At 66.6% G+C, this 17,468-nt stretch carries 13 protein-coding genes and 3 pseudogenes; 7 read left to right on the forward strand and 9 right to left on the reverse strand.

The window, feature by feature from the left end; translation table 11 throughout:
• Window positions 1-455: 455 nt before the first annotated feature.
• The gene (locus OF850_RS22835; RefSeq protein ID WP_301592666.1) at window positions 456-863 is read right to left on the reverse strand and encodes a hypothetical protein; all 408 of its coding nucleotides are present in this window, start codon (window positions 861-863) and stop codon (window positions 456-458) included.
• 212 nt (window positions 864-1,075) lie between these two features.
• On the opposite strand from OF850_RS22835, the gene OF850_RS22840 reads away from it, so the two are divergent.
• Window positions 1,076-2,680: a winged helix-turn-helix domain-containing protein gene (locus tag OF850_RS22840; RefSeq protein WP_301592667.1), complete on the forward strand. Its 1,605-nt coding sequence runs from the start codon at window positions 1,076-1,078 to the stop codon at window positions 2,678-2,680.
• Between the two features lie 122 nt (window positions 2,681-2,802).
• Here the strand turns inward: OF850_RS22840 and OF850_RS22845 are convergent, their stop codons facing one another.
• The 3 genes from OF850_RS22845 to OF850_RS23840 form a co-directional block, all read right to left on the reverse strand.
• Complete coding sequence (locus tag OF850_RS22845; RefSeq protein WP_301592668.1) at window positions 2,803-3,321, reverse strand: TIGR00645 family protein; 519 nt, start codon at window positions 3,319-3,321, stop codon at window positions 2,803-2,805.
• Between the two features lie 71 nt (window positions 3,322-3,392).
• Complete coding sequence (locus OF850_RS22850) at window positions 3,393-3,797, reverse strand: hypothetical protein (RefSeq protein ID WP_301592669.1); 405 nt, start codon at window positions 3,795-3,797, stop codon at window positions 3,393-3,395.
• 45 nt (window positions 3,798-3,842) lie between these two features.
• Complete coding sequence (locus OF850_RS23840; protein WP_368044725.1) at window positions 3,843-4,163, reverse strand: hypothetical protein; 321 nt, start codon at window positions 4,161-4,163, stop codon at window positions 3,843-3,845.
• 684 nt (window positions 4,164-4,847) lie between these two features.
• On the opposite strand from OF850_RS23840, the gene OF850_RS22855 reads away from it, so the two are divergent.
• Window positions 4,848-5,501, forward strand: a complete 654-nt coding sequence (locus OF850_RS22855) for a hypothetical protein (protein WP_301592670.1) — start codon at window positions 4,848-4,850, stop codon at window positions 5,499-5,501.
• A 184-nt stretch (window positions 5,502-5,685) separates the two neighbouring features.
• A complete protein-coding gene (locus tag OF850_RS22860) occupies window positions 5,686-6,831 on the forward strand; it encodes a M23 family metallopeptidase (RefSeq protein WP_301592671.1) in 1,146 nt (381 codons plus the stop codon).
• 1,024 nt (window positions 6,832-7,855) lie between these two features.
• Here OF850_RS22860 and OF850_RS22865 read toward each other — a convergent pair.
• Together OF850_RS22865 and OF850_RS22870 are read right to left on the reverse strand one after the other, a co-directional pair.
• Window positions 7,856-8,134, reverse strand: a complete 279-nt coding sequence (locus tag OF850_RS22865; RefSeq protein WP_301592673.1) for a hypothetical protein — start codon at window positions 8,132-8,134, stop codon at window positions 7,856-7,858.
• A gap of 233 nt (window positions 8,135-8,367) precedes the next feature.
• Window positions 8,368-9,168, reverse strand: a pseudogene (locus tag OF850_RS22870) (IS5 family transposase).
• A gap of 401 nt (window positions 9,169-9,569) precedes the next feature.
• Here OF850_RS22870 and OF850_RS22875 point away from each other — a divergent pair.
• Complete coding sequence (locus tag OF850_RS22875; RefSeq protein ID WP_301592680.1) at window positions 9,570-10,154, forward strand: DedA family protein; 585 nt, start codon at window positions 9,570-9,572, stop codon at window positions 10,152-10,154.
• A gap of 73 nt (window positions 10,155-10,227) precedes the next feature.
• On the opposite strand, the pseudogene OF850_RS22880 reads toward OF850_RS22875, so the two are convergent.
• Window positions 10,228-10,432: pseudogene (locus tag OF850_RS22880) on the reverse strand (IS3 family transposase); the annotation flags it as partial.
• A 511-nt stretch (window positions 10,433-10,943) separates the two neighbouring features.
• Window positions 10,944-12,737, reverse strand: coding sequence for a monovalent cation:proton antiporter-2 (CPA2) family protein (locus OF850_RS22885; RefSeq protein ID WP_301592674.1), 1,794 nt, complete (start codon window positions 12,735-12,737; stop codon window positions 10,944-10,946).
• Between the two features lie 443 nt (window positions 12,738-13,180).
• Between OF850_RS22885 and OF850_RS22890 the strand changes: the two genes are divergently transcribed.
• Genes OF850_RS22890 through OF850_RS22900 form a run of 3 tightly spaced genes read left to right on the forward strand, consistent with a single transcriptional unit; the run spans window position 13,181 to window position 16,288 of the window.
• A complete protein-coding gene (locus OF850_RS22890) occupies window positions 13,181-13,411 on the forward strand; it encodes a hypothetical protein (protein WP_301592675.1) in 231 nt (76 codons plus the stop codon).
• The gene (locus OF850_RS22895) at window positions 13,384-14,643 is read left to right on the forward strand and encodes a Bug family tripartite tricarboxylate transporter substrate binding protein (RefSeq protein ID WP_301592677.1); all 1,260 of its coding nucleotides are present in this window, start codon (window positions 13,384-13,386) and stop codon (window positions 14,641-14,643) included. Before OF850_RS22890 ends, OF850_RS22895 begins: the two co-directional genes overlap by 28 nt.
• A gap of 10 nt (window positions 14,644-14,653) precedes the next feature.
• Window positions 14,654-16,288: an amidase gene (locus tag OF850_RS22900; protein WP_301592679.1), complete on the forward strand. Its 1,635-nt coding sequence runs from the start codon at window positions 14,654-14,656 to the stop codon at window positions 16,286-16,288.
• Between the two features lie 159 nt (window positions 16,289-16,447).
• Here the strand turns inward: OF850_RS22900 and OF850_RS22905 are convergent.
• A pseudogene (locus tag OF850_RS22905) lies at window positions 16,448-17,284 on the reverse strand (IS256 family transposase); the annotation flags it as partial.
• Between the last annotated feature and the right edge of the window lie 184 nt (window positions 17,285-17,468).

Consider the following 17,468-nt stretch of genomic DNA (forward strand, 5'->3'; position numbering starts at 1 on the left):
TGCCCACGAAGCCGGGCGCCTCCCGATGGCGGTCGATCGAGAAGACGCCGTAGGGCGCGTCCAGCCAGGCCCGCTCGCCCGGGCGGATCCGTGCGACCTCCGCGCTGAAGTCGCCCATGATCACGGATGTCGATCGATACTGGCTCACCCTCAATGAGCGTCCGCCGCTGACCGGAAGGTAGAACACCCTTTCCCGGGATCGCTTGTGTGTCGTTGCGGCGGACGAACTGCTGCGGAAGCGGGTCCGAGTTTTCCGGCCGGAGCCGCCGAGCGTTGTCTCGAAAGGCGATGTCAGGGCGCCGGCGAGTTGCTGCTCTGCGCGACATGGCTGGGCAGGAAAGCCGTGGCCCCCCACAAGTGCCGCGGCCGGACAGGTTTGGTAGAGGGGGCGCGCCCAGCGCGATGCTTGTCCTGGTGGGCCCGGGCCGCCTTTCGCGGCCCGGGCCGGTGCGGTCTCACCGGCTGGCAAGGCGCCGCTGGACGCCACGCTGGAGCAAGCTTCCATCGCTGCCCATCGTGACGAGTGCGCTGGGGAGCGTCCCGGACGGCACCCAGACTACCTCGGCGCGGCCATCCCCCGAGGTAAAGACATGGGCGACCATGCCAGGCTGGGAGCGCTGCTCGTATTGCGGCTCGAGATAGGTGAAGGTGCGATTCTCCTCCTCGAAGCGGGCGATCAGGTTTCCACCGCCCACGACGTTGTCGGGCTGCGCCGTGCCGTAGTCGATGCTGGTGTCCTCGGCCCCGCGGTTCATGCAAGGGCAGGACTGGGCGACGGCTGTGCCGGTGCCGAGAAGCGCCGAAACGATGGCGGCCCGGGCCAGAGCCTTCGGGACGACGGAAAGTGCGGCATGGACGGACATTTGAGCCTCCCTCGCGAAGCTGGCCGGTGCACTCCGGACCCTCCGGATGCTTCCTCCGTGCCATTCCGCATCGGTGACCCAAGGGTGCGCCGCCAACTCGTCTAAATCCTGAGGAGGTTGTGCAGATCTTGTGGGCAAGAAATGGAATTTTGCTGCATCCCTTTCCCTGCTGTGCTTAGGCTCCCCCGCGACGGGGTCCGGGAGAGCCGGCCATGGGTGAGACAAAGCCTTCCGATACTTTCCGCTTTGCGGGCTTCAGCCTCGACCTGAGGCGAACCGTCCTCCGGGACGGCTCCGGCGGCGAAGTCGCGCTGCGGCCGAAATCCTTCGACGTGCTCCGGCATCTTGTGACGAATGCAGGCCGGCTGGTCACGCGTGAGGAGTTGCTGGCGACGGTCTGGCCGGGAGTGTTCGTGGCGGACGAGAGCGTCACGGGCTGCGTTGCCGAAATCCGCCGGGTTCTCAACGACGATGGGCGGATGCTTCGCACTTTGCCGAAGCGAGGCTATCTGCTCGAAGTGGAGGTCACGCAGGAAGCCGACTCCGCGAGGCAGGCCATGACAACGGGAAGCTCCCCTTCCCTCGACCGTCCTGTCGGAAGTGAGGCTGTGGCTCAACCTTTGGCGCCACCGACGCGTGCCTCCCTTGTTGTCCTGCCCTTCGCCAATCTGAGCGGCGGCCCGGAGCAGGATTACTTCGCGGATGGCATCACGGAGGAGTTGACGACCGCGTTGAGCCGGGTGCGCTGGTTCTTCGTGATCGCTCGGAACTCCGCCTTCACCTACAAGGGCCGCGCGGTGGACGTGCGACAGGTGGGGCGGGAGCTTGGAGTTCATTACGTCATCGAAGGCAGCGTCCGCCGGGCCGGCGGACGCATCCGCATCATCGCGCAGCTGACCGAAACCGAGACGGGGCATCACGTGTGGGCCGATCGGTTCGAGGGCACGTTGGAAGACATCTTCGCCCTCCAGGACCAAGTGGTCGAGGCTGTGGCGGGTGCGATCGAGCCGAGCCTGGAGGCTGCCGAGATCGGACGCACTGCGTCCAAGCCCACGGAGAGTCTCGATGCCTACGACCTGTTTCTTCGAGGATTGAGCCGGGCTTATCGTTTGACGCGCCAGGACAGTGACGCGGCCCATGCCCTGTTCTGCCAAGCGGTTGAAATCGATCCGAGCTTCGCGCTGGCGAAGGCTTACAGTGTCGGGCACCGGGTGAACCGGAAAGCACAGGGCTGGTCGGGACCCGAGGAATGGGCCGAGGGAACGGAGTGGGCGCGAGAGCTTCTTGATCCGCACCAGGCGGATCCGGGCGTGCTCCGTCTCGCGGCCATCGCGATCGTTCATCTCGGGAAGGACCATGAGGCCAGTGTGGAAGCAGCCGAGTGGGCGCTCGCGCGGAACAGCGGCTCAGCCCAGGTCTTGTTGAGCTGCGCCTGGGTTTATGTCTTTGCCTGTCAGCCAGACAAGGCCCTTCCGCTCTTTGAGCGCGCCATACGTCTCAGTCCTCACGACCCTGCGATGGCGTTCATGTTGTCGGGCGTTGCGTTGGCCCATTTTGTTGCAGGCGACTTGGAGGCAGCCTGTCATTGGGCCGAGCGCGTGGTGCGAATGCGGCCGGTCTGGCTTCCGGGACGCCGCGCGTTGATCGGCGCGCTGATGCTCCTGGGCCGAGAGGAAGAGGCTCGTGAGGCCGCAGCCGCCATGAAGAGTTTGGTACCGCCAGATTGCAGTCTCGAGGACGTCATCCCTCCGTTCCGGGACAAGGGGATCCGGGACCGCTATATTGCCGCACTGAGGGCAGCAGGGGTGCCGGGCTGAACCGTTGTTTGATGGCCTCGGGATCCGCGCCTAAGAGGAACTTGGGACCATGGAGGAACGACGGGCCGAAAGGCCCTGCGGCGGCGTGACCCCTACAGCGCTTCTGTTGGTTGAGGCCAGCGTCAAACCCTTTCGTTCTTCCCCGCATCCCCGTGATGGGCGCCCAGGCGGTCCAGGATGCCGAGCAGCACAGCGCCCACCAGAAAGACCATGTGGATGACCACCCGCCAGAAGATCGCCGTCTCGTTCTGCGTCTCGGCCTGAAGGAAGAGTTGCAGCAGGTGAATCGAGGAGATGGCCACCATGGCCGTCGCGACCTTGATCTTCAGGTTGCCGTGGTCCGTGCGCGACACCCATCGCATCTCCTGCTGATCGGCCTCACCCTGCAACCGGTCCACCAAGCTGTCGTAGGAAGACAGCGCCACCATTACGACGAGCGAGGCGACGAGAACGCTGTCGAGCAGGTGAAGCACATCGATGAGCAGGTCAGCCTCGGTCTTCTGCCAGATCTCGGTGGTCAGTTCCCAAAGCTTGCCCATGAAGCGTAGCGCATAGAGGGCAAGACCCCACATGAGGCCCAGAAAGAACACCACCAGGATGAAGCGGCCGGCGAGGATGACCCTGGCGAAAGCGAGCAGCATGGCTGATCCTCGGAGTGGCGTGGCAAACGACGTGCATGGAACATCGGGCGGCAAGGCAGGTTGGCCAAGCCTCATGCATCTTCACTCATGCGGTCAGCCTCCGTGGCGGCGCGTGGGTCCTGGTCCCCCGTCAGCTCGCCCCGGTCATAGCCGAGGCCGGCGGCAGGAATCTTCAGATCCCCCTCCCCACATGAGCGGCGTTCCAGATCGGTGCCTGTGGTTGCTGCCGTGTCCGACCGTTCAGGGACGCAGGCCCCGGTCAGCCAAGTACGCGTCCTCCTGATATTCTCAGCGCTCACCGCCTTTCTTACCGAGGCGTGTGACCGCAAGTCGAGCGGCGAGGCAGCCTCGCGGATTGCATGGAAAGCCATCTTCTCCTGTGTAGCGAGCGTCGGGTGATCGCAGATCTCCCGGTAGCGATCCGAGCTAGGGAAGGCACGGAGCACGGCGGCTATCTCCAGGCGCTCAAACACCATCCGCGGCAGGCCATCATGGGACCTCGACGGGATGGAAATACTGTATCACCGGATGCTCGACCTGGCTTTCCAGCACCCCACCAGGGAGCGGGCAGCCTCCGCGAGCATTTCGTCAAGGCGGACAAACGCCCCATTCGAGTGACGGCGCGCCACCAGCGCCGCTGCAGCGTCAGGACGGCACCCCGCTTCGTGGAACAGTGCAAGCGCCGCAGCCCGACGCCGTTCGAGCGCGCCGGTGACGATCAGCAAGTGGGTGACGGTCAGTGGGGTAGCGACACATCCGGCGCCGGCCTGTGCCAGAGCCACCAGACGCATCGGCGTGACGAAAGGAACAATGTCGCCGAAGCCCAGTGTGGTTCCAGTCACTCCGCTGAATTAGAGCGCCCGGAATCCGCGCGGCGTGTCTCCTGCGCCTTCGTCCAGCCGGAAGCCTTCTCGCATCCAGGGCACGTGAATGGATGCAAAGCCGAGGGTGATGGGCCCACCAGTGAGGCCAGCAGCGTAGGCAGAAGCAATGGTTCGACGCGGTTCAGCGCACGGTGCCGCCGCTCCCGCGGCAGTCGGCCCGTGGCCACGAGGGCCGCCCTCCAGGATCTGCGCCTCAACGTCTCGGCGAGCGGATCTGCGCGTGCCCGGGCGTGCGGGACGGTGACATAAAGCTCATTGGCTGGCCCGCGCGCACGTGCTCGACAATCCCTGGTATGCGCGCGTGGGCCGTGGCGAGGGCCTTGTGCGCTCTGTGGACGGCGACTTCCACTCGCTTGGTGGCGGCCCGGCCTCTGGTCTGGGCGTCCGTGGGAACTCAGCAGCCACGATCCCAGTTCTTACTACTGCCTGAATACTTCGAGTTCAGGAGTTGGCGGGACGCTGTGCTTACAGTGGAGACATCGAACAGGCGCGAAGGGGTGGGCGAACCGCTGAGGAAGGATGGGTAACCACATGGCAGGCAGGCTGGGTGACGGCTGCGCCTCCTGGCGCGTTGCGCACCGCGCCTCAAGCTCTCTAGAGTGCCCCGGCCGAAGTCCTTGAAAGAGCCGATGGAGGAAGCGCATGAAGCGCATAACGGCATTGGGCCTGTTCATTTCCGCGATGCTGCTCGCGCCAGGACATGTACCGGCGCAACAAGCGGGTGCGCCTAACATGAGTTTCTTCGTCACTAGCACCAATCCCGGCCAGGGCGCCGATCTCGGCGGTCTGGCCGGGGCGGACGCCCATTGCGAACGCTTGGCCCAAGCGGCCGGGCTCAGCGGGCGAACATGGCGCGCCTACCTCAGCACACAGGGCGCAGGCGCGGTGAACGCCCGCGACCGCATCGGCCGCGGACCCTGGCGGAACGCGAGGGGTGAGGTTGTCGCCAATGACGTGCAGCAGCTGCATGCCCAGAACAACCTGACCCTGCAGACTGCGCTGAATGAGCGCGGCGAGCCGGTGAACGGCCGTCGCCAGCAGCCCAATAACCACGACATCCTGACCGGGTCGCAACCGGACGGCACGGCCTTCAGCGGCGCGGAGGACCGCACCTGCCGTAACTGGACCAGCGGCGGCGAGGGTTCAGCCTTCGTCGGACATCACGACCGCGAGGGCTTGCGGGACGACGAGGCATCGCGCTCGTGGAATTCCTCCCATGCCTCGCGCGGCTGTAGCCTCGAAGCTCTGCGCACGACCGGCGGTTCGGGCCTGTTTTACTGCTTCGCCGCAGAATAAAGGCCTCCTGCCATGTGATGGAGCAGGCGAGAGCGGACGGCGGGACAGCGCCTCAGACTGCCGCGCCTTGACGTTGACGCGACAGCTGCGGCCTGATTGACCCTCCCCGGAGCGAATATCGGGGGTTCCTATGGGGGCACGGTTCACGGTTGCGCTGACGGCAGGTTTGGTTGGGCTTCTCGCCATGGCATGGCCTATCTCCACCGAGGCGCGCGGCACGGCCACGACAGAGCGTGTCCTGCACGTCCGCCCTGGCGACACCTTGAGCGGGCTAATGGCAGATGCTGGCATTGACGCGGCCGAGGTGGCGCCGGCGATTGCGGCGCTCGCCCCAATCTTCCCGCCGCGGTCCCTCAAGCCCGGACAGGAGATCGCCATCCACCTCGATCCCGCGCGCGACGATGCGCTTGTCAGGGTGGAAGTTGAGCCCGTACCGGGAACCAGCGTCCGTGCGCGCCTGCGCGAGGGGCAGTGGCAGGTCGAAGAGGTCGTGGCTCCCCAGCATCGCATGCTGGCCCGCGCATCGGGCACGGTCGATGGCGGGCTCTACCCCGCTGCAATAAGCGCTGGCCTCCCGCCGGGCCTCGCCCTGTCGCTCATCCGCACGCTTGGGCACGAGGTAGACTTCCAGCGCGACATCCAGCCCGGAGACCGCTTCTCCATCCTGTTCGAGAGAATCCGCGGCGACGACGGCGGCCTGCTCGGCCATGGCCGGGTGCTCCAGGTGGAACTCACGCTCTCGGGCCGGGAACTCGCTTATTGGCGGCACGAGGCGCGGGATGGGGCGGTCGGCTGGTACGATGCACAAGGCCGCAGCCTGCGCCGTGCTTTCCTCCGGACACCGCTCGACGGGGCGAGGGTGTCGTCGGGCTTTGGAATGCGAAGCCACCCCGTGCTCGGGTTCACGCGCCTGCATGCTGGGATTGATTTCGCCGCTCCGACAGGCACCCCGGTTTATGCCGCGGCCGACGGGACGGTGGTTTCAGCGCGGGCGGAGGGCGCCTATGGCCGCATCGTCAGGCTGCGCCACGCTGGCAGGACAGAGACGCGCTACGCTCACCTTTCGCGTTTCGCGCGCGGCATCGCACCCGGGCGGCGGGTAAGGCAGGGCGATGTTATCGGCGCCGTCGGCTCCACCGGGCTTTCGACCGGGCCGCATCTTCACTACGAGGTCGTGACGGCTGGAAGTCACGTGAATCCCGCGAACCAGATGACGCAGAACGTCCAGCTCGCGGGACGCGACCTCCGGGCGTTGCACGCCATGCGGCGCGCCCTTGCCGCCTATGCCACAAACCTCGGTGCCCGTACCGAGATCGCAATGGCGGACTGAACGCTACCGCAGCAGGACGAGGCTGAAGGCGAGCAGCGTCATGCCGCCACCGGGCCGTAGGTGGCCTCGTGCCTGACCGAGTGGCGCTTCGCTGCGGGCATCAGTTCGTCCAGGGTTAGGAACACCAGGACGCCGGCGATGACACAAGGAGAAGGCCGAGGTCCGTTGGTGTCAGGATAGGCTTAAGGACGAGATGGCCCAGCAGCGTCTCGGGTCGTTCGGCGAGGCCAGCGACCACTGCCGCAAGGACGGCTTTCCCGCCGGACCTCGTCGCATGGAGGACCGGCGCGGCGGTGAGAACACCAAAGGCTGAGCATTCACTTCGCGCTCTGGGCAGGGTTCTCGCCGTCGACCGCTTTGCGAAGGCAGCGGCGCCATGCTTGCAAGCGGGACCGCTGAGGGATACGTACAAAAAGTTGCCACAAGGTAAAAGTTTACACTTTCTTATTTTAGTAAGGATGTTATTAAGCCTTTGCTCCTGCTGAGGAGTGACGAGTAGGACCCCCCCACTCGCCAGCACGCCGAGAGGCTCTGACAACTTGGCGTTGGACCCCCCAGGGCGACTGCAGAATGCGGTCGCGATGTAAGGAACATAGGCATGATCGTCACTTGCGCATGCGGTGCACGAGTTCGCATTGTCATCGCCGGATCCGACCGCTTCGAGCAATATCCGGATGTAGTCTTCCACGAGCACTGCCTGGAGGTCGGAGGCCAACACCAGAACGACGGTCAACCGAGGCAAAGTTGCGAATGCACGCGGATGACCCAGAAGATCCAGGCCGCGACGTCGCGAGTGCTCGCCTTTTGAAGCATTCTTGAGCTGAATCAGTTTCAAGCTGGCGAGTATTCGCGCACTCCCGAATGCTCCTGGCACTCGCGAACTCGGGGCCCCGAAACCCCGCAGGCCGCCCGCGGGAGGACTTCGCATTCTCTTTCAGTTCTGAACCATCTCGGCGCCATGCCCCAGCGATTGCGCCCGTCCACCCCGCGTGCTGCTGGACAAAGCTGCGCGAATGGTTCCAGCCTAGAAGGCTGGCTGCGCTGCAATTATCTGCTCTACGGGCTGCGAATTCAGGATTCCGTGCCAAACCACTTCGCCCGTAAGGCGGGCAACGAACAAGGCGTCGTTGCGATCCACATATCCCTGGAGGTCGTCCCAAATCTCTTCTGCGTCGCGCGACGTCTGGAGCAGCCAAACAGATTCGAGCACACGAACTGCTCGCCAATTTTTGAGGCAATCGTAAAGCCGCTGGTACTCGCGTCCCTGTTCCCTAAGATCGTAGCTGATCAGATGCGTATTCATGATTCACCCCTTGCCCTATCGGGCTCAGATGAAGCCGCTTGATGCCCGCGTTGATTCTCCCCAGGAGTCGGGACCTTCGAAATACGCGTATCCGCTCACGGCTTCGGTTTCGTGTTGTGTCAAGCTCAAGGATCGGCGACAGCCCGGCCCTTTTGCTGTGTGTGCTCCAGTGTATTGATTTCTTCCTTCCGGAAGAATGAGGGGATCCCCCTAGGGATAAAGGCGCCTAAAATTCAGGGACAAGGCCGCCTGATCTGACGCATGCAGATGACGGCGATGCCAAGGGTGGTCAGGGCAAGTTGCACGTCGGCGCGGCGCTCATGACGGACGGCCAGGCGGCGGAACTGGGCGAGCCAAGCGGAGGTCCGTTCGACCTTCTACCGATGACGCCCGAGCCGCTCACTGCTGTCGATGCCGCGCCTCGCGATGCGCGGGACGATGCCGCGGACCCGGCACTCGCGGCGGCACTGCCGGTGGTCATGGCCCCTGCCAGCGTGGAGCTTGCTCGGACGAAGGCGTGGCCGTCCACGCCGGCCGGGCACTGGCGCCATGCGTCGAGGGTCAGCGCCATCATCCTGCTGTCGTGCCGGTTGGCTCCGCTCAGCGTCAGGCCGAGCGGCGTGCCCTCGCCATCGACGACCAAGTGCCGCTTGGTCCCCGCTTTGCCACGGTCCGTCGGATTGGGCCCGGTCTCCGCACCCTCCTTTGGCGCGCACGGAGGTGCTGTCGAGCAAGGCCCGGCTCCAGTCCAGCCGGTCGGCGTGGCACAGGCGCTGCAGCAGCGTTCGATGCAGTGCTCGCCACACCCCGGCGGCATGCCACTCGACCAGCCGGCGCCAGCAGGTCCTGCCGCTGCAGCCCATCTCGGCCGGCACGTCGCGTCGCTGGATCCCCGTTCGCGGCACGGACAGGATCCCCGCCAGCGCCACCCGGTCCGGCACCTGCGGGCGTCCGCCCTTGGGCTTCGCTGGCTCGGGCGGCAACAAGGGCGAGATCGCAACCCAAAGATCGTCAGGAACAAAAGGCGCTGCCATCGCCCCTCAACGCACAAAACCGGCTTTTGTCCTCGGCTTTGAGCCACTCAGGCGGCAGCAGCGGCTCAACCGTTGCCCGCAGCGCGTCGGACACAAGGGGCTTCGCCATGAAAGCCCAACCCTCAGGACCCAGTGCTGTTAGGGTTCATACAACCAACATTCGCAGCGGAGCATCCGATGGGGGCTGATCAGGTGCCGTCATCACCAACCTCGCTGCTTCATTCGCAGCATAGACTCAGATCACCCGAAGCCATGCACGGCAAGAATGCTCTTGGCAGCGGTGAGAAACAGGTGGACGAGGCGGGGTGGTTTCCGCGAGAACAGGGGCGTCATGCGGTGCAAGCGCACGACGCCCACACAACAAGAGCCCGAAGGGGCGAGACACGAAGCCGGGGAGCGTGATGGAGGATTTGTGGGCTGAGCACGGATGGTGGGCCTATCCGCTCGTTTTCGTTTGGACGTTTTTTGAAGGTGAGACGGTTGTTCTAGTCGGCGGAGCCGCGGCGCGAGTCTTCGGTACGCCTGACCCGTTTCTCCTGTTTCTGGTCGCTTGGTGGGGATCCTTTCTAGGCGATCAGTGCTGGTTCTTCGTGGGGCGGCGCTGGGGCAGGCCATTCGTGGCCAAGCGGCCAAAGCTTGCTGCGCGCGTTGAGCGTGCCCTCAAGCTACTGGACCGGTACGGCGTCCTCTTCATTCTGTCGTTCCGCTTCCTTTACGGCATCCGCAACGTGGCAAGTGTGGCCATCGGCCTGTCACCGATGAGCTGGGGCAAGTTTGCCTTCTGGAACTTTCTCGCCGCCGCATTGTGGTCGGCCAGCTTCGTCGCTGGGGGCTATTTCCTTGGGGCACTGCTCGGCCCGAAGGGGGTCGCCATCGCACTGGCTTGCGTCGTGTTGGCTGCCGTCGTGGGCGTGCTTTTCCGGCATTGGTGGAAGCGTGGCGCCACGGCCTTGTCGGCGCGGGAGGGAACTTCGCCTGGGGCCTGATCCAACGACTACCTGCACCACGCCAAGCTCGCGCACGACGTACTCGACGCGGGTCCGCCGCGCGGGCCCACCACCTTCCCGCGGCGGCTTCCTTCAGGATGACCTTCTCGAGCGTCCGGTCCGACACCGCCTTCCGAAGCCGCGCGTTCTCCTGCTCCAGTTCCCTCAGCCGCTTCATCTGGTCGAGCTTCAATCCGCCGGACCCGGTGCGCCAGCAGGACCTCAACTTGGCGCAGCTTCGTCACGATCTCCTCTGGCTTGTGGTGCTTCGCCGTCATCTCCGACACCCTCCACAGCTTCGCCGGACTCACTCATCCGGCGGTCCGCTTCTAGCGGGCAGGTCAGCGACCGACGCGGCCAACGGGCGGCCCCTTGCCGGTGCTGGGCTCCACTGGCATGTGCTCGCTGCGGTCGTCGCGGCCGGAGCGGAGCGTCAGGCCGAGCCAGCTTTCACCTCCGCCAGCGCTGCCCTGCGCACTGCCAGGACGCTAACGGCGCACTTGGCACGCCAGCCAGGCGCGACGGTGGCTGATAGGACGAAGCTGGACCGGCTGCGGACTCAGCTGCTTGGAGACCGGGAGCTAAGGCCCCGTTAGTCCCCAATCTGAAGCCGTTGGTGGCGGGCGACCCCTGCCGAGCCGGGGCCGATGGCACTGGGCGTGCCGCGGCCTTCGCGCTCGCGCCCGGACAGGCGCACGGGCTGACGTAGGCCGTGCCGTTGCTCACGCGACTACCCATGTGCCCCTCTGGCTCGTGGCGGATCGCGGCCACACTGTCAGTGTGTTGCCGCTATTCAGCGCTGGCAGGCCTCGTCTTGAAGAAGGGGCTGGGCTCCGGTGTCTCCACATTGCCGCGGATCAGCTTGCGCCCGGCTTCGAGGCCCGCGACGAGTTCGATCTCGACACGCTCCTGGTCGCGCGCCCGGACGTCTTCAATCGCCTCCTTGGCCTGCTCCTCGTCGAAACCCAACCCCGCCAGGACAGCCTCACTGAATACGAGCGCGGATTCGAACGTTTCCCGGACCTGGAACTGCACCCCCGCCTTGATCAGCCGCAGCGAATGGCCGCGATCGAAGGAGCGGACGAAGAGCTTGGCCAATGGGAACTCTGCCTGGCACAGCTCAACGATCCGGTCTGCGGCCTCTGGATTATCCACGCATACCAAGATGGCCTCGGCCGTGTCGGCGCCTGATGCGTGCAGCACGTCCAGACGTGTGCCATCCCCATAATAGATCTTGAATCCGAAGTTGCCGGCGGCTCGGATCATATCCACGTCGGTTTCGATCAAGGAAAGTTCGACGCCCCGCGCCAGCAACGCTTGGCTGGCCACCTGACCGAAGCGCCCGAACCCGATAAACAAGACACGCCCGCGCAGGCCTTCGGCCCGATCGATGCCGTCCAAGGAAGCTGGACCTTGCTGCCGGAGACGCGTCTGGATCAACAGCACGACCGGTGTCAGCACCATGGACAAGATCACGATTGCGCTCATGACCGCGGCAATGCGCAGATCGAAGATGCCGGCCGCTGTCGCTGCCGCAAAAAGGACGAACGCGAACTCGCCACCTTGCGCGAACAGCGCGGCGCGATGCACGGCCGCGGCATGATCCGACCGCGCCAGGCGTGCGATGACATAGATGCCCAAGGCCTTGACGACCATGAAGGCGAGGACCCCGCCCAGCACGAGAGCCCACTCGTCGGCAACGATGCGGAGATTGAGCGACATGCCCACGCTCAAGAAGAAAAGGCCTAACAGGATGCCGCGAAATGGCTCGATATCCGCCTCCAGTTGATGCCGGAAGCTTGACTCTGACAACAGCACGCCTGCCAGGAAGGCGCCCATCGCCATCGACAGACCGACACTCTGCATGAACACCGCGGAGCCCAGGACGACGAGCAATGCAGCGGCGGTCAGCACCTCACGTGCGCCCGAACGCGCCATGATCCGGAAGAACGGGTCGAGCAGGAACCGGCCTCCGGCCAGCAATGCCGCCAGTCCCGCGAGGGCGATGGCAACACCCTGCCAGAGGGGCGCTGCGTCTTCACCCGCCGGTCTGTCGACGGCACCCCACAGCGCAACGAGCGCCAACAAAGGTACGATCGCGAGATCCTCCAGAAGCAGGATCGCGACGGCGCGCTGCCCTTCGGGCGAGGACGTCTCGCCTCCCTCGTCCAGCAACTGCATGATGACAGCGGTGGAAGACAGGACGAACCCCATCGCACACACTGTGGCGACGGGAAAACTGAAGCCCGCCGCCATGGCAACCATCGTCAGCAGAGCACCGCACGTGACGACTTGTGCCACGCCCAGCCCGAAGATCTGCTTCCGCAGCTTCCAGAGCTTCGAGGGGCGCATCTCCAATCCGATGATGAACAGGAACAGAACGACGCCCAGTTCCGCGGTATGGAGCAGCGCTTCAGGATCACTGAACAGTCCGAGGCCGAACGGCCCCACGACCAGTCCCGCCGCCAAGTAACCCAGGACGGAGCCAAGCCCGGTTCGCCGGAACAATGGCACCGCCACTGTCGCCGCACCCAGAAGGACGATTGCGTGCCCTAAGCTAAAGCCGGAAGCATCAGCCATCATGGCTCTCCGTTACGATCGATGAACCCAGGTGTCTTGGCGCGAACATATCTGTAGGTTGCACATCGCTGCGCGGCAGACGCCACGCAGTGTCCATGGATCCGTTGATCCAGCAGCATGTTCGGCGCTGGCGGCTTTGAAACCTCAGGAGTGGGTTCTTCCTACCGAAGCCAGGGGATTCGTCTACTCTGCGCCTGAGGGGGCACCGGCGGATCACGCAGAGGTGTCGCCGGATCCTCTTGGGGGCGTCAGATGGCGCCGGCCGGACGAGCCGTGAGCGCAGCTCAGCAGGGGCACTCTCCGCCTAGGCCAGCGGGGCACTGAGCACCGGGCACAGCGCTGCCCCCATTCGGAATCCACCATGGCCTTCGCGGTGCGCCCCAATGCGTGCTTCTGGACGTTGCAGGGCCTCCTCGCCGCCGCGCAAGCGGAGCTGGCACGCGAGGGTGCGGGTCGGCTTCGGCACGGATGTCGCGCCGCACAACCTGATCGAGGAAATGCGGACCGCCCTCATCCTGGCGCGCAACGCGGCGCGCGACCTTGCGGCCGCAACGACAAAGGGCATCTTCCACGCCGCCATGGTCGGCGGCGCAGAAGCGCTGGGGCCGAACGATTTGGCCGGCTACAGGTCGGGGCAGCGGCGAGCGTCGTGCTGGTTGATCTGCACCGCCCGTTGATGGCGCCGCCGCGCGACCCGCTCCGCTCGCTGATCTATCATGCTGCAAACCGGGCGGTGCGGCGTGTGGTGGTCAGTGGTGAGACGATCTGGGTTGATGGCCGCACGACGCGCCTCGACGTGGTCTCGGCTGGACCCAGCGTCGGGCCCGCCGGCCTCCGGACATCGCTTGTTCATGGATCTCCGCCGATGGCGGGGGCCGAGGCGCTGCTCGACCCCCGGCGCGGTTTCCTTCACCGTTGGGGGGTGTCCCGAAGGATCCACGCCATGCACCGCCGCGCGCTGCTTTCCGCTTTGCCCCTGTTCGCCGCCTCGAACGCCTCGGGGCAGGAGAGCGCGTCCTGGCCCGGACGGCCGCTGCGGATCATCGTCCCCTTCGGCGCGGGCAGCACCACGGATCTGCTGGGCCGCTTGGTGGCGCAGCGCCTCGGAGAGGCGCTCGGCCAGCCGGTGGTGGTGGAAAACCGCCCCGGTGCGGGCGGCAACATCGGCACGGAGGCCGCTGCGCGCGCGCCCGCGGACGGCCACACGCTGCTGATGGGCGCTGCCAGCACCAACGCGATCAACCCGAGCCTCTACCGCTCGCTGCGCTTCGACCCGATCCGCGACTTCGCGCCGGTCGCGCTGGTGGGACTGGTCACCAACGTGCTGGTGGTGCCGCCTAGTCTCCCCGCCGCCAGCGTCCCGGAGCTGATCGCCCTCGCGCGCACCCGCCCGCTTTCCTTCGCCTCCGGCGGGGCAGGAGGAAGCATCCACCTTTCGGGCGAGCTGTTCCGAACGATGGCCGGGCTGGACATGGTCCACGTGCCCTACAATGGCGGCGCCGCCGCGCTGCCGGACCTGCTGTCCGGACGGGTGGACCTGATGTTCGACGGGCTCCCGACCAGCCTGCCGCATATCCGCGCCGGGCGGTTGCGGGCGCTCGGCGTCACCTCCGCGCAGCGCAGCCCGGTGCTGCCCGATGTGCCGACGGTCGCGGAGGCCGCGCTGCCCGGCTACGAGGCCGAGGGCTGGTTCGGCCTCTTCGCACCCGCCGCCACACCCGCACCCATCCTGGACCGGCTCCACCGCGAATTGGCCCGCATGCTGGCCGAGCCGGCCGTCATCGCCCAGCTTGCGGCGCAGGGTGCCCGCGCCGGCGACAAGGTGGGCGACGAGTTCGGCCGCTTCGCGCTGGCGGAGCGCGACAAGTGGGGTGCGGTGATCCGCGCTGCCGGCATCACCCTCGACTGAGGTCGCCCCCATGCCCGACGCCATTCCCACCGATCCCCGCTTCCTCGGCATCGCCCAAGCGTCGCGGCTCATCGCCACGAGGCGGCTTTCCCCGGTCGAGCTGACCCGCGCCCTGATCGGGCGCGCGGAGGCGCTGGACGGGCAGATCAGCAGCTACCTGCGGCCCAGCTTCGACACCGCGCTGAAGGAAGCGCAGGCGGCCGAGCAGGAGATCGCCTCGGGCGGCCCCCGCGGCCCGCTGCACGGCGTGCCGTTCGGGCTCAAGGACATCTTCGACGTGGCGGGGGTGCCGACCACCGGCCAGTCGCGCGCCTATGCCAGCCAGATGGCGCGGGAGGACAGCGAGGTGGTGCGGCGCCTGCGCGGGGCCGGCGCGGTCCTGCTCGGCAAGCTCACGACGCATGAATGCGCACATGGCGGTCCCTCGTTCGACCTCTTCGCGCCGCCCGCCCGCAACCCCTGGGACACGTCGCGCTTCACCGGGGGTTCCTCCTCCGGCTCCGGCGCGGCGGTAGCGGCAGGTCTGATGCCGCTCGCCCTCGGCTCCGACACGGGCGGATCCATCCGCAACCCGGCGGCGCTGTGCGGGCTGGTCGGACTGAAGCCCACCTATGGGCTCGTCAGCCGCCGCGGCGTCATGCCCAACGCCTTCGGCTGGGACCATGTCGGCCCCATGACCTGGACGGTGGAGGATTGCGCGCTGGCGCTGCAGGTCCTGGCCGGGCATGACCCCGGCGACCCCGCCAGCGCCCAGGTCGTGCCGCCCGACTACCGGGCGGCGCTGACCGGCGACCTACGCGGCCTGCGCATCGGGGTGCTGCGCCACTTCTTCGAGGAGGACCTTCCCGCGTCCCCCGCCATGGCCGCGGCGCTGGAGCAGGCCTTCGCCGTACTGCGCAGCCTGGGTGCCGACTTGCGTGACGTGCGCATTCGCCCTTCGCGCGACTATGCCGAGTGCAAGATCATCGCGGCCGAAAGCGAGATCCTCGCCGTGCACGAGCATGCGCTGCGCCGTCAGGCCGATCGGTTCGGCGAGGATTTCCTCACGCGCATCCTGCCCGCCATCCTGATCCGTGGCGCCGACTACGTGCAGGCCAACCGCTTGCGCGCCATCATGACACGGGAGATCGAGGCGCTTCAGCGCGAGGTGGACGTGCTCGTTACCGCGGCGCCCGGCCCGGCGCCGCTGCTGTCCGACTGGCGCCCGGCGAATTTCTGGCGCGGCCATGGCTCGCACGTGCCGGTCTTCAACGTCACCGGTGCGCCCGCGCTCGTGCAGTGCATCGGCTTCGCGGATGGGCTGCCGCTCTCCTTTCAGGTGGCGGGCCGCCCCTTCGAGGAAGCGACGGTGCTGCGCGTCGCCCATGCCTACGAGAAGGCGACGGGCGGGCGCGAAAGGCGGCCTTCCCTCGACCCGCTGGCCGTCGTGCCGCCACTGCCGCCCGTGCCGGAGCCGGAAGCCGCCGCCCTGTCCGCCGCTGAGGAGGGGGAGTTGCGCGACCTGCTCCGGCGCGCAAGGGTCGATCCGGGCGAACGAGGTTTCCGCCACCTCTGCTCGGTCGCGCCGCATGTGCGGGAAGCGCTTGCGCGGCTGCACAGACCGGCCGCCTTCGCCAATGAACCTGCAGCGGTCTTCCGCGCGTAGGACATAGCGGGATCCTACGCCTCAACCGCCAATCCGACGGCACCCTTCTCGCGCGAGGCTGGCCTTACCCCGCAACTCGCCGGACCATTCCGCACGAAGGGCGCATCGGTGTGGCTTTATCTCCCTTCATGTCGAGCGAGGTCGTGTCCCTGGAGACGCGTCCGGCTCGGCGAAGGCGGTGCCGATCCAGGCCGACACCAGGCGGCGGTGACCTTTGCCGGCGTGCGCCAGGGCGTTGCGCGTGAAGTGCACGCGGCAGCGCTGGGACGTGGCGTGCAGCACGCGCCGCACAGCGGCCTTCAGTCCCTCATGGGCATCAGCGATGACCAGCTTCACGCCACGGAGGCCGCGCCGGGCGAGCGAGCGCAGGAAGTCGGTCCAGAACGTCTCGGCCTCGCTGACGCCGGTCGCCATGCCAAGCACCTCCCGTCGCCTGTCGCTGTTGACGGCGACCGCAATGGTGGCGGCCACGGAGACGATCCGCCCAGCCTGACGCACACGGACGTAGGTGGCGTCGAGCCACAGATAGGGCCACTCGCCCTCGATCGGGCGGGACAGAAAGGCGCCCACTCGTTGATCCAGCTCGGCGCACAGCCGCGACACCTGGTTCTTGCTGACGCCCGAGCCGCCCATGGCCTGCACCAGGTCATCCACCGCCCGGGTCGAGACGCCGTGCACGTAGGCTTCCTGGATCACCGCCACGAGCGCCTTCTCGGCGGTCCGGCGGGGTTCGAGGAAGCACGGGAAGTAGGAGCCGCGCCGCAGCTTCGGGATGCGCAGCTCCACCGTGCCCGCCCGGGTCTGCCAGTCCCGCTGGCGATAGCCGTTGCGCTGCACCAGGCGGTCCGGGCTGCGTTCGCCATGGCCGGCGCCGGTCAGCCCGCCGACTTCTAGCTCCATCAGCCGCTCGGCCGCGAAGCCGATCATCTCCCGCAGGAAGGAGGCATCCGTTCCTTTCGTCAGAAGCTCGCGAAGGGCAGTCTCTTGCTCGGTCATCGTGGGGTTCCAAAGCAGGGGTTGCAGCTCGCAACTCAACCCTACCCAGGTTCACCGCGGTGGCCGCCTCCTACACCACATAGCCTAATCGCGCTTGGCGCCGCTGGTGCTGGCGTCGGCATCCTGATGGGCCGGGCCCCATGCCCGGTCGATGGAAAGCCGGAGGCGTGCAATGAAGACCTTT

This window comes from Sabulicella glaciei, assembly GCF_026183895.1.
Lineage (GTDB): Bacteria > Pseudomonadota > Alphaproteobacteria > Acetobacterales > Acetobacteraceae > Roseococcus > Roseococcus glaciei.

Bases quoted from the DNA above. Each gene is read 5' to 3' on its own strand.
- OF850_RS22840 (WP_301592667.1), top strand. From the start codon at position 1,076: ATGGGTGAGACAAAGCCTTCCGATACTTTCCGCTTTGCGGGCTTCAGC.
- OF850_RS22900 (WP_301592679.1), top strand. From the start codon at position 14,654: ATGCCCGACGCCATTCCCACCGATCCCCGCTTCCTCGGCATCGCCCAA.
- OF850_RS22885 (WP_301592674.1), bottom strand. From the start codon at position 12,737: ATGATGGCTGATGCTTCCGGCTTTAGCTTAGGGCACGCAATCGTCCTT.
- OF850_RS22850 (WP_301592669.1), bottom strand. From the start codon at position 3,797: ATGGTGTTTGAGCGCCTGGAGATAGCCGCCGTGCTCCGTGCCTTCCCT.
- OF850_RS22855 (WP_301592670.1), top strand. From the start codon at position 4,848: ATGAAGCGCATAACGGCATTGGGCCTGTTCATTTCCGCGATGCTGCTC.
- OF850_RS22860 (WP_301592671.1), top strand. From the start codon at position 5,686: ATGGCATGGCCTATCTCCACCGAGGCGCGCGGCACGGCCACGACAGAG.
- OF850_RS22835 (WP_301592666.1), bottom strand. From the start codon at position 863: ATGTCCGTCCATGCCGCACTTTCCGTCGTCCCGAAGGCTCTGGCCCGG.
- OF850_RS22875 (WP_301592680.1), top strand. From the start codon at position 9,570: ATGGAGGATTTGTGGGCTGAGCACGGATGGTGGGCCTATCCGCTCGTT.
- OF850_RS22865 (WP_301592673.1), bottom strand. From the start codon at position 8,134: ATGAATACGCATCTGATCAGCTACGATCTTAGGGAACAGGGACGCGAG.
- OF850_RS22845 (WP_301592668.1), bottom strand. From the start codon at position 3,321: ATGCTGCTCGCTTTCGCCAGGGTCATCCTCGCCGGCCGCTTCATCCTG.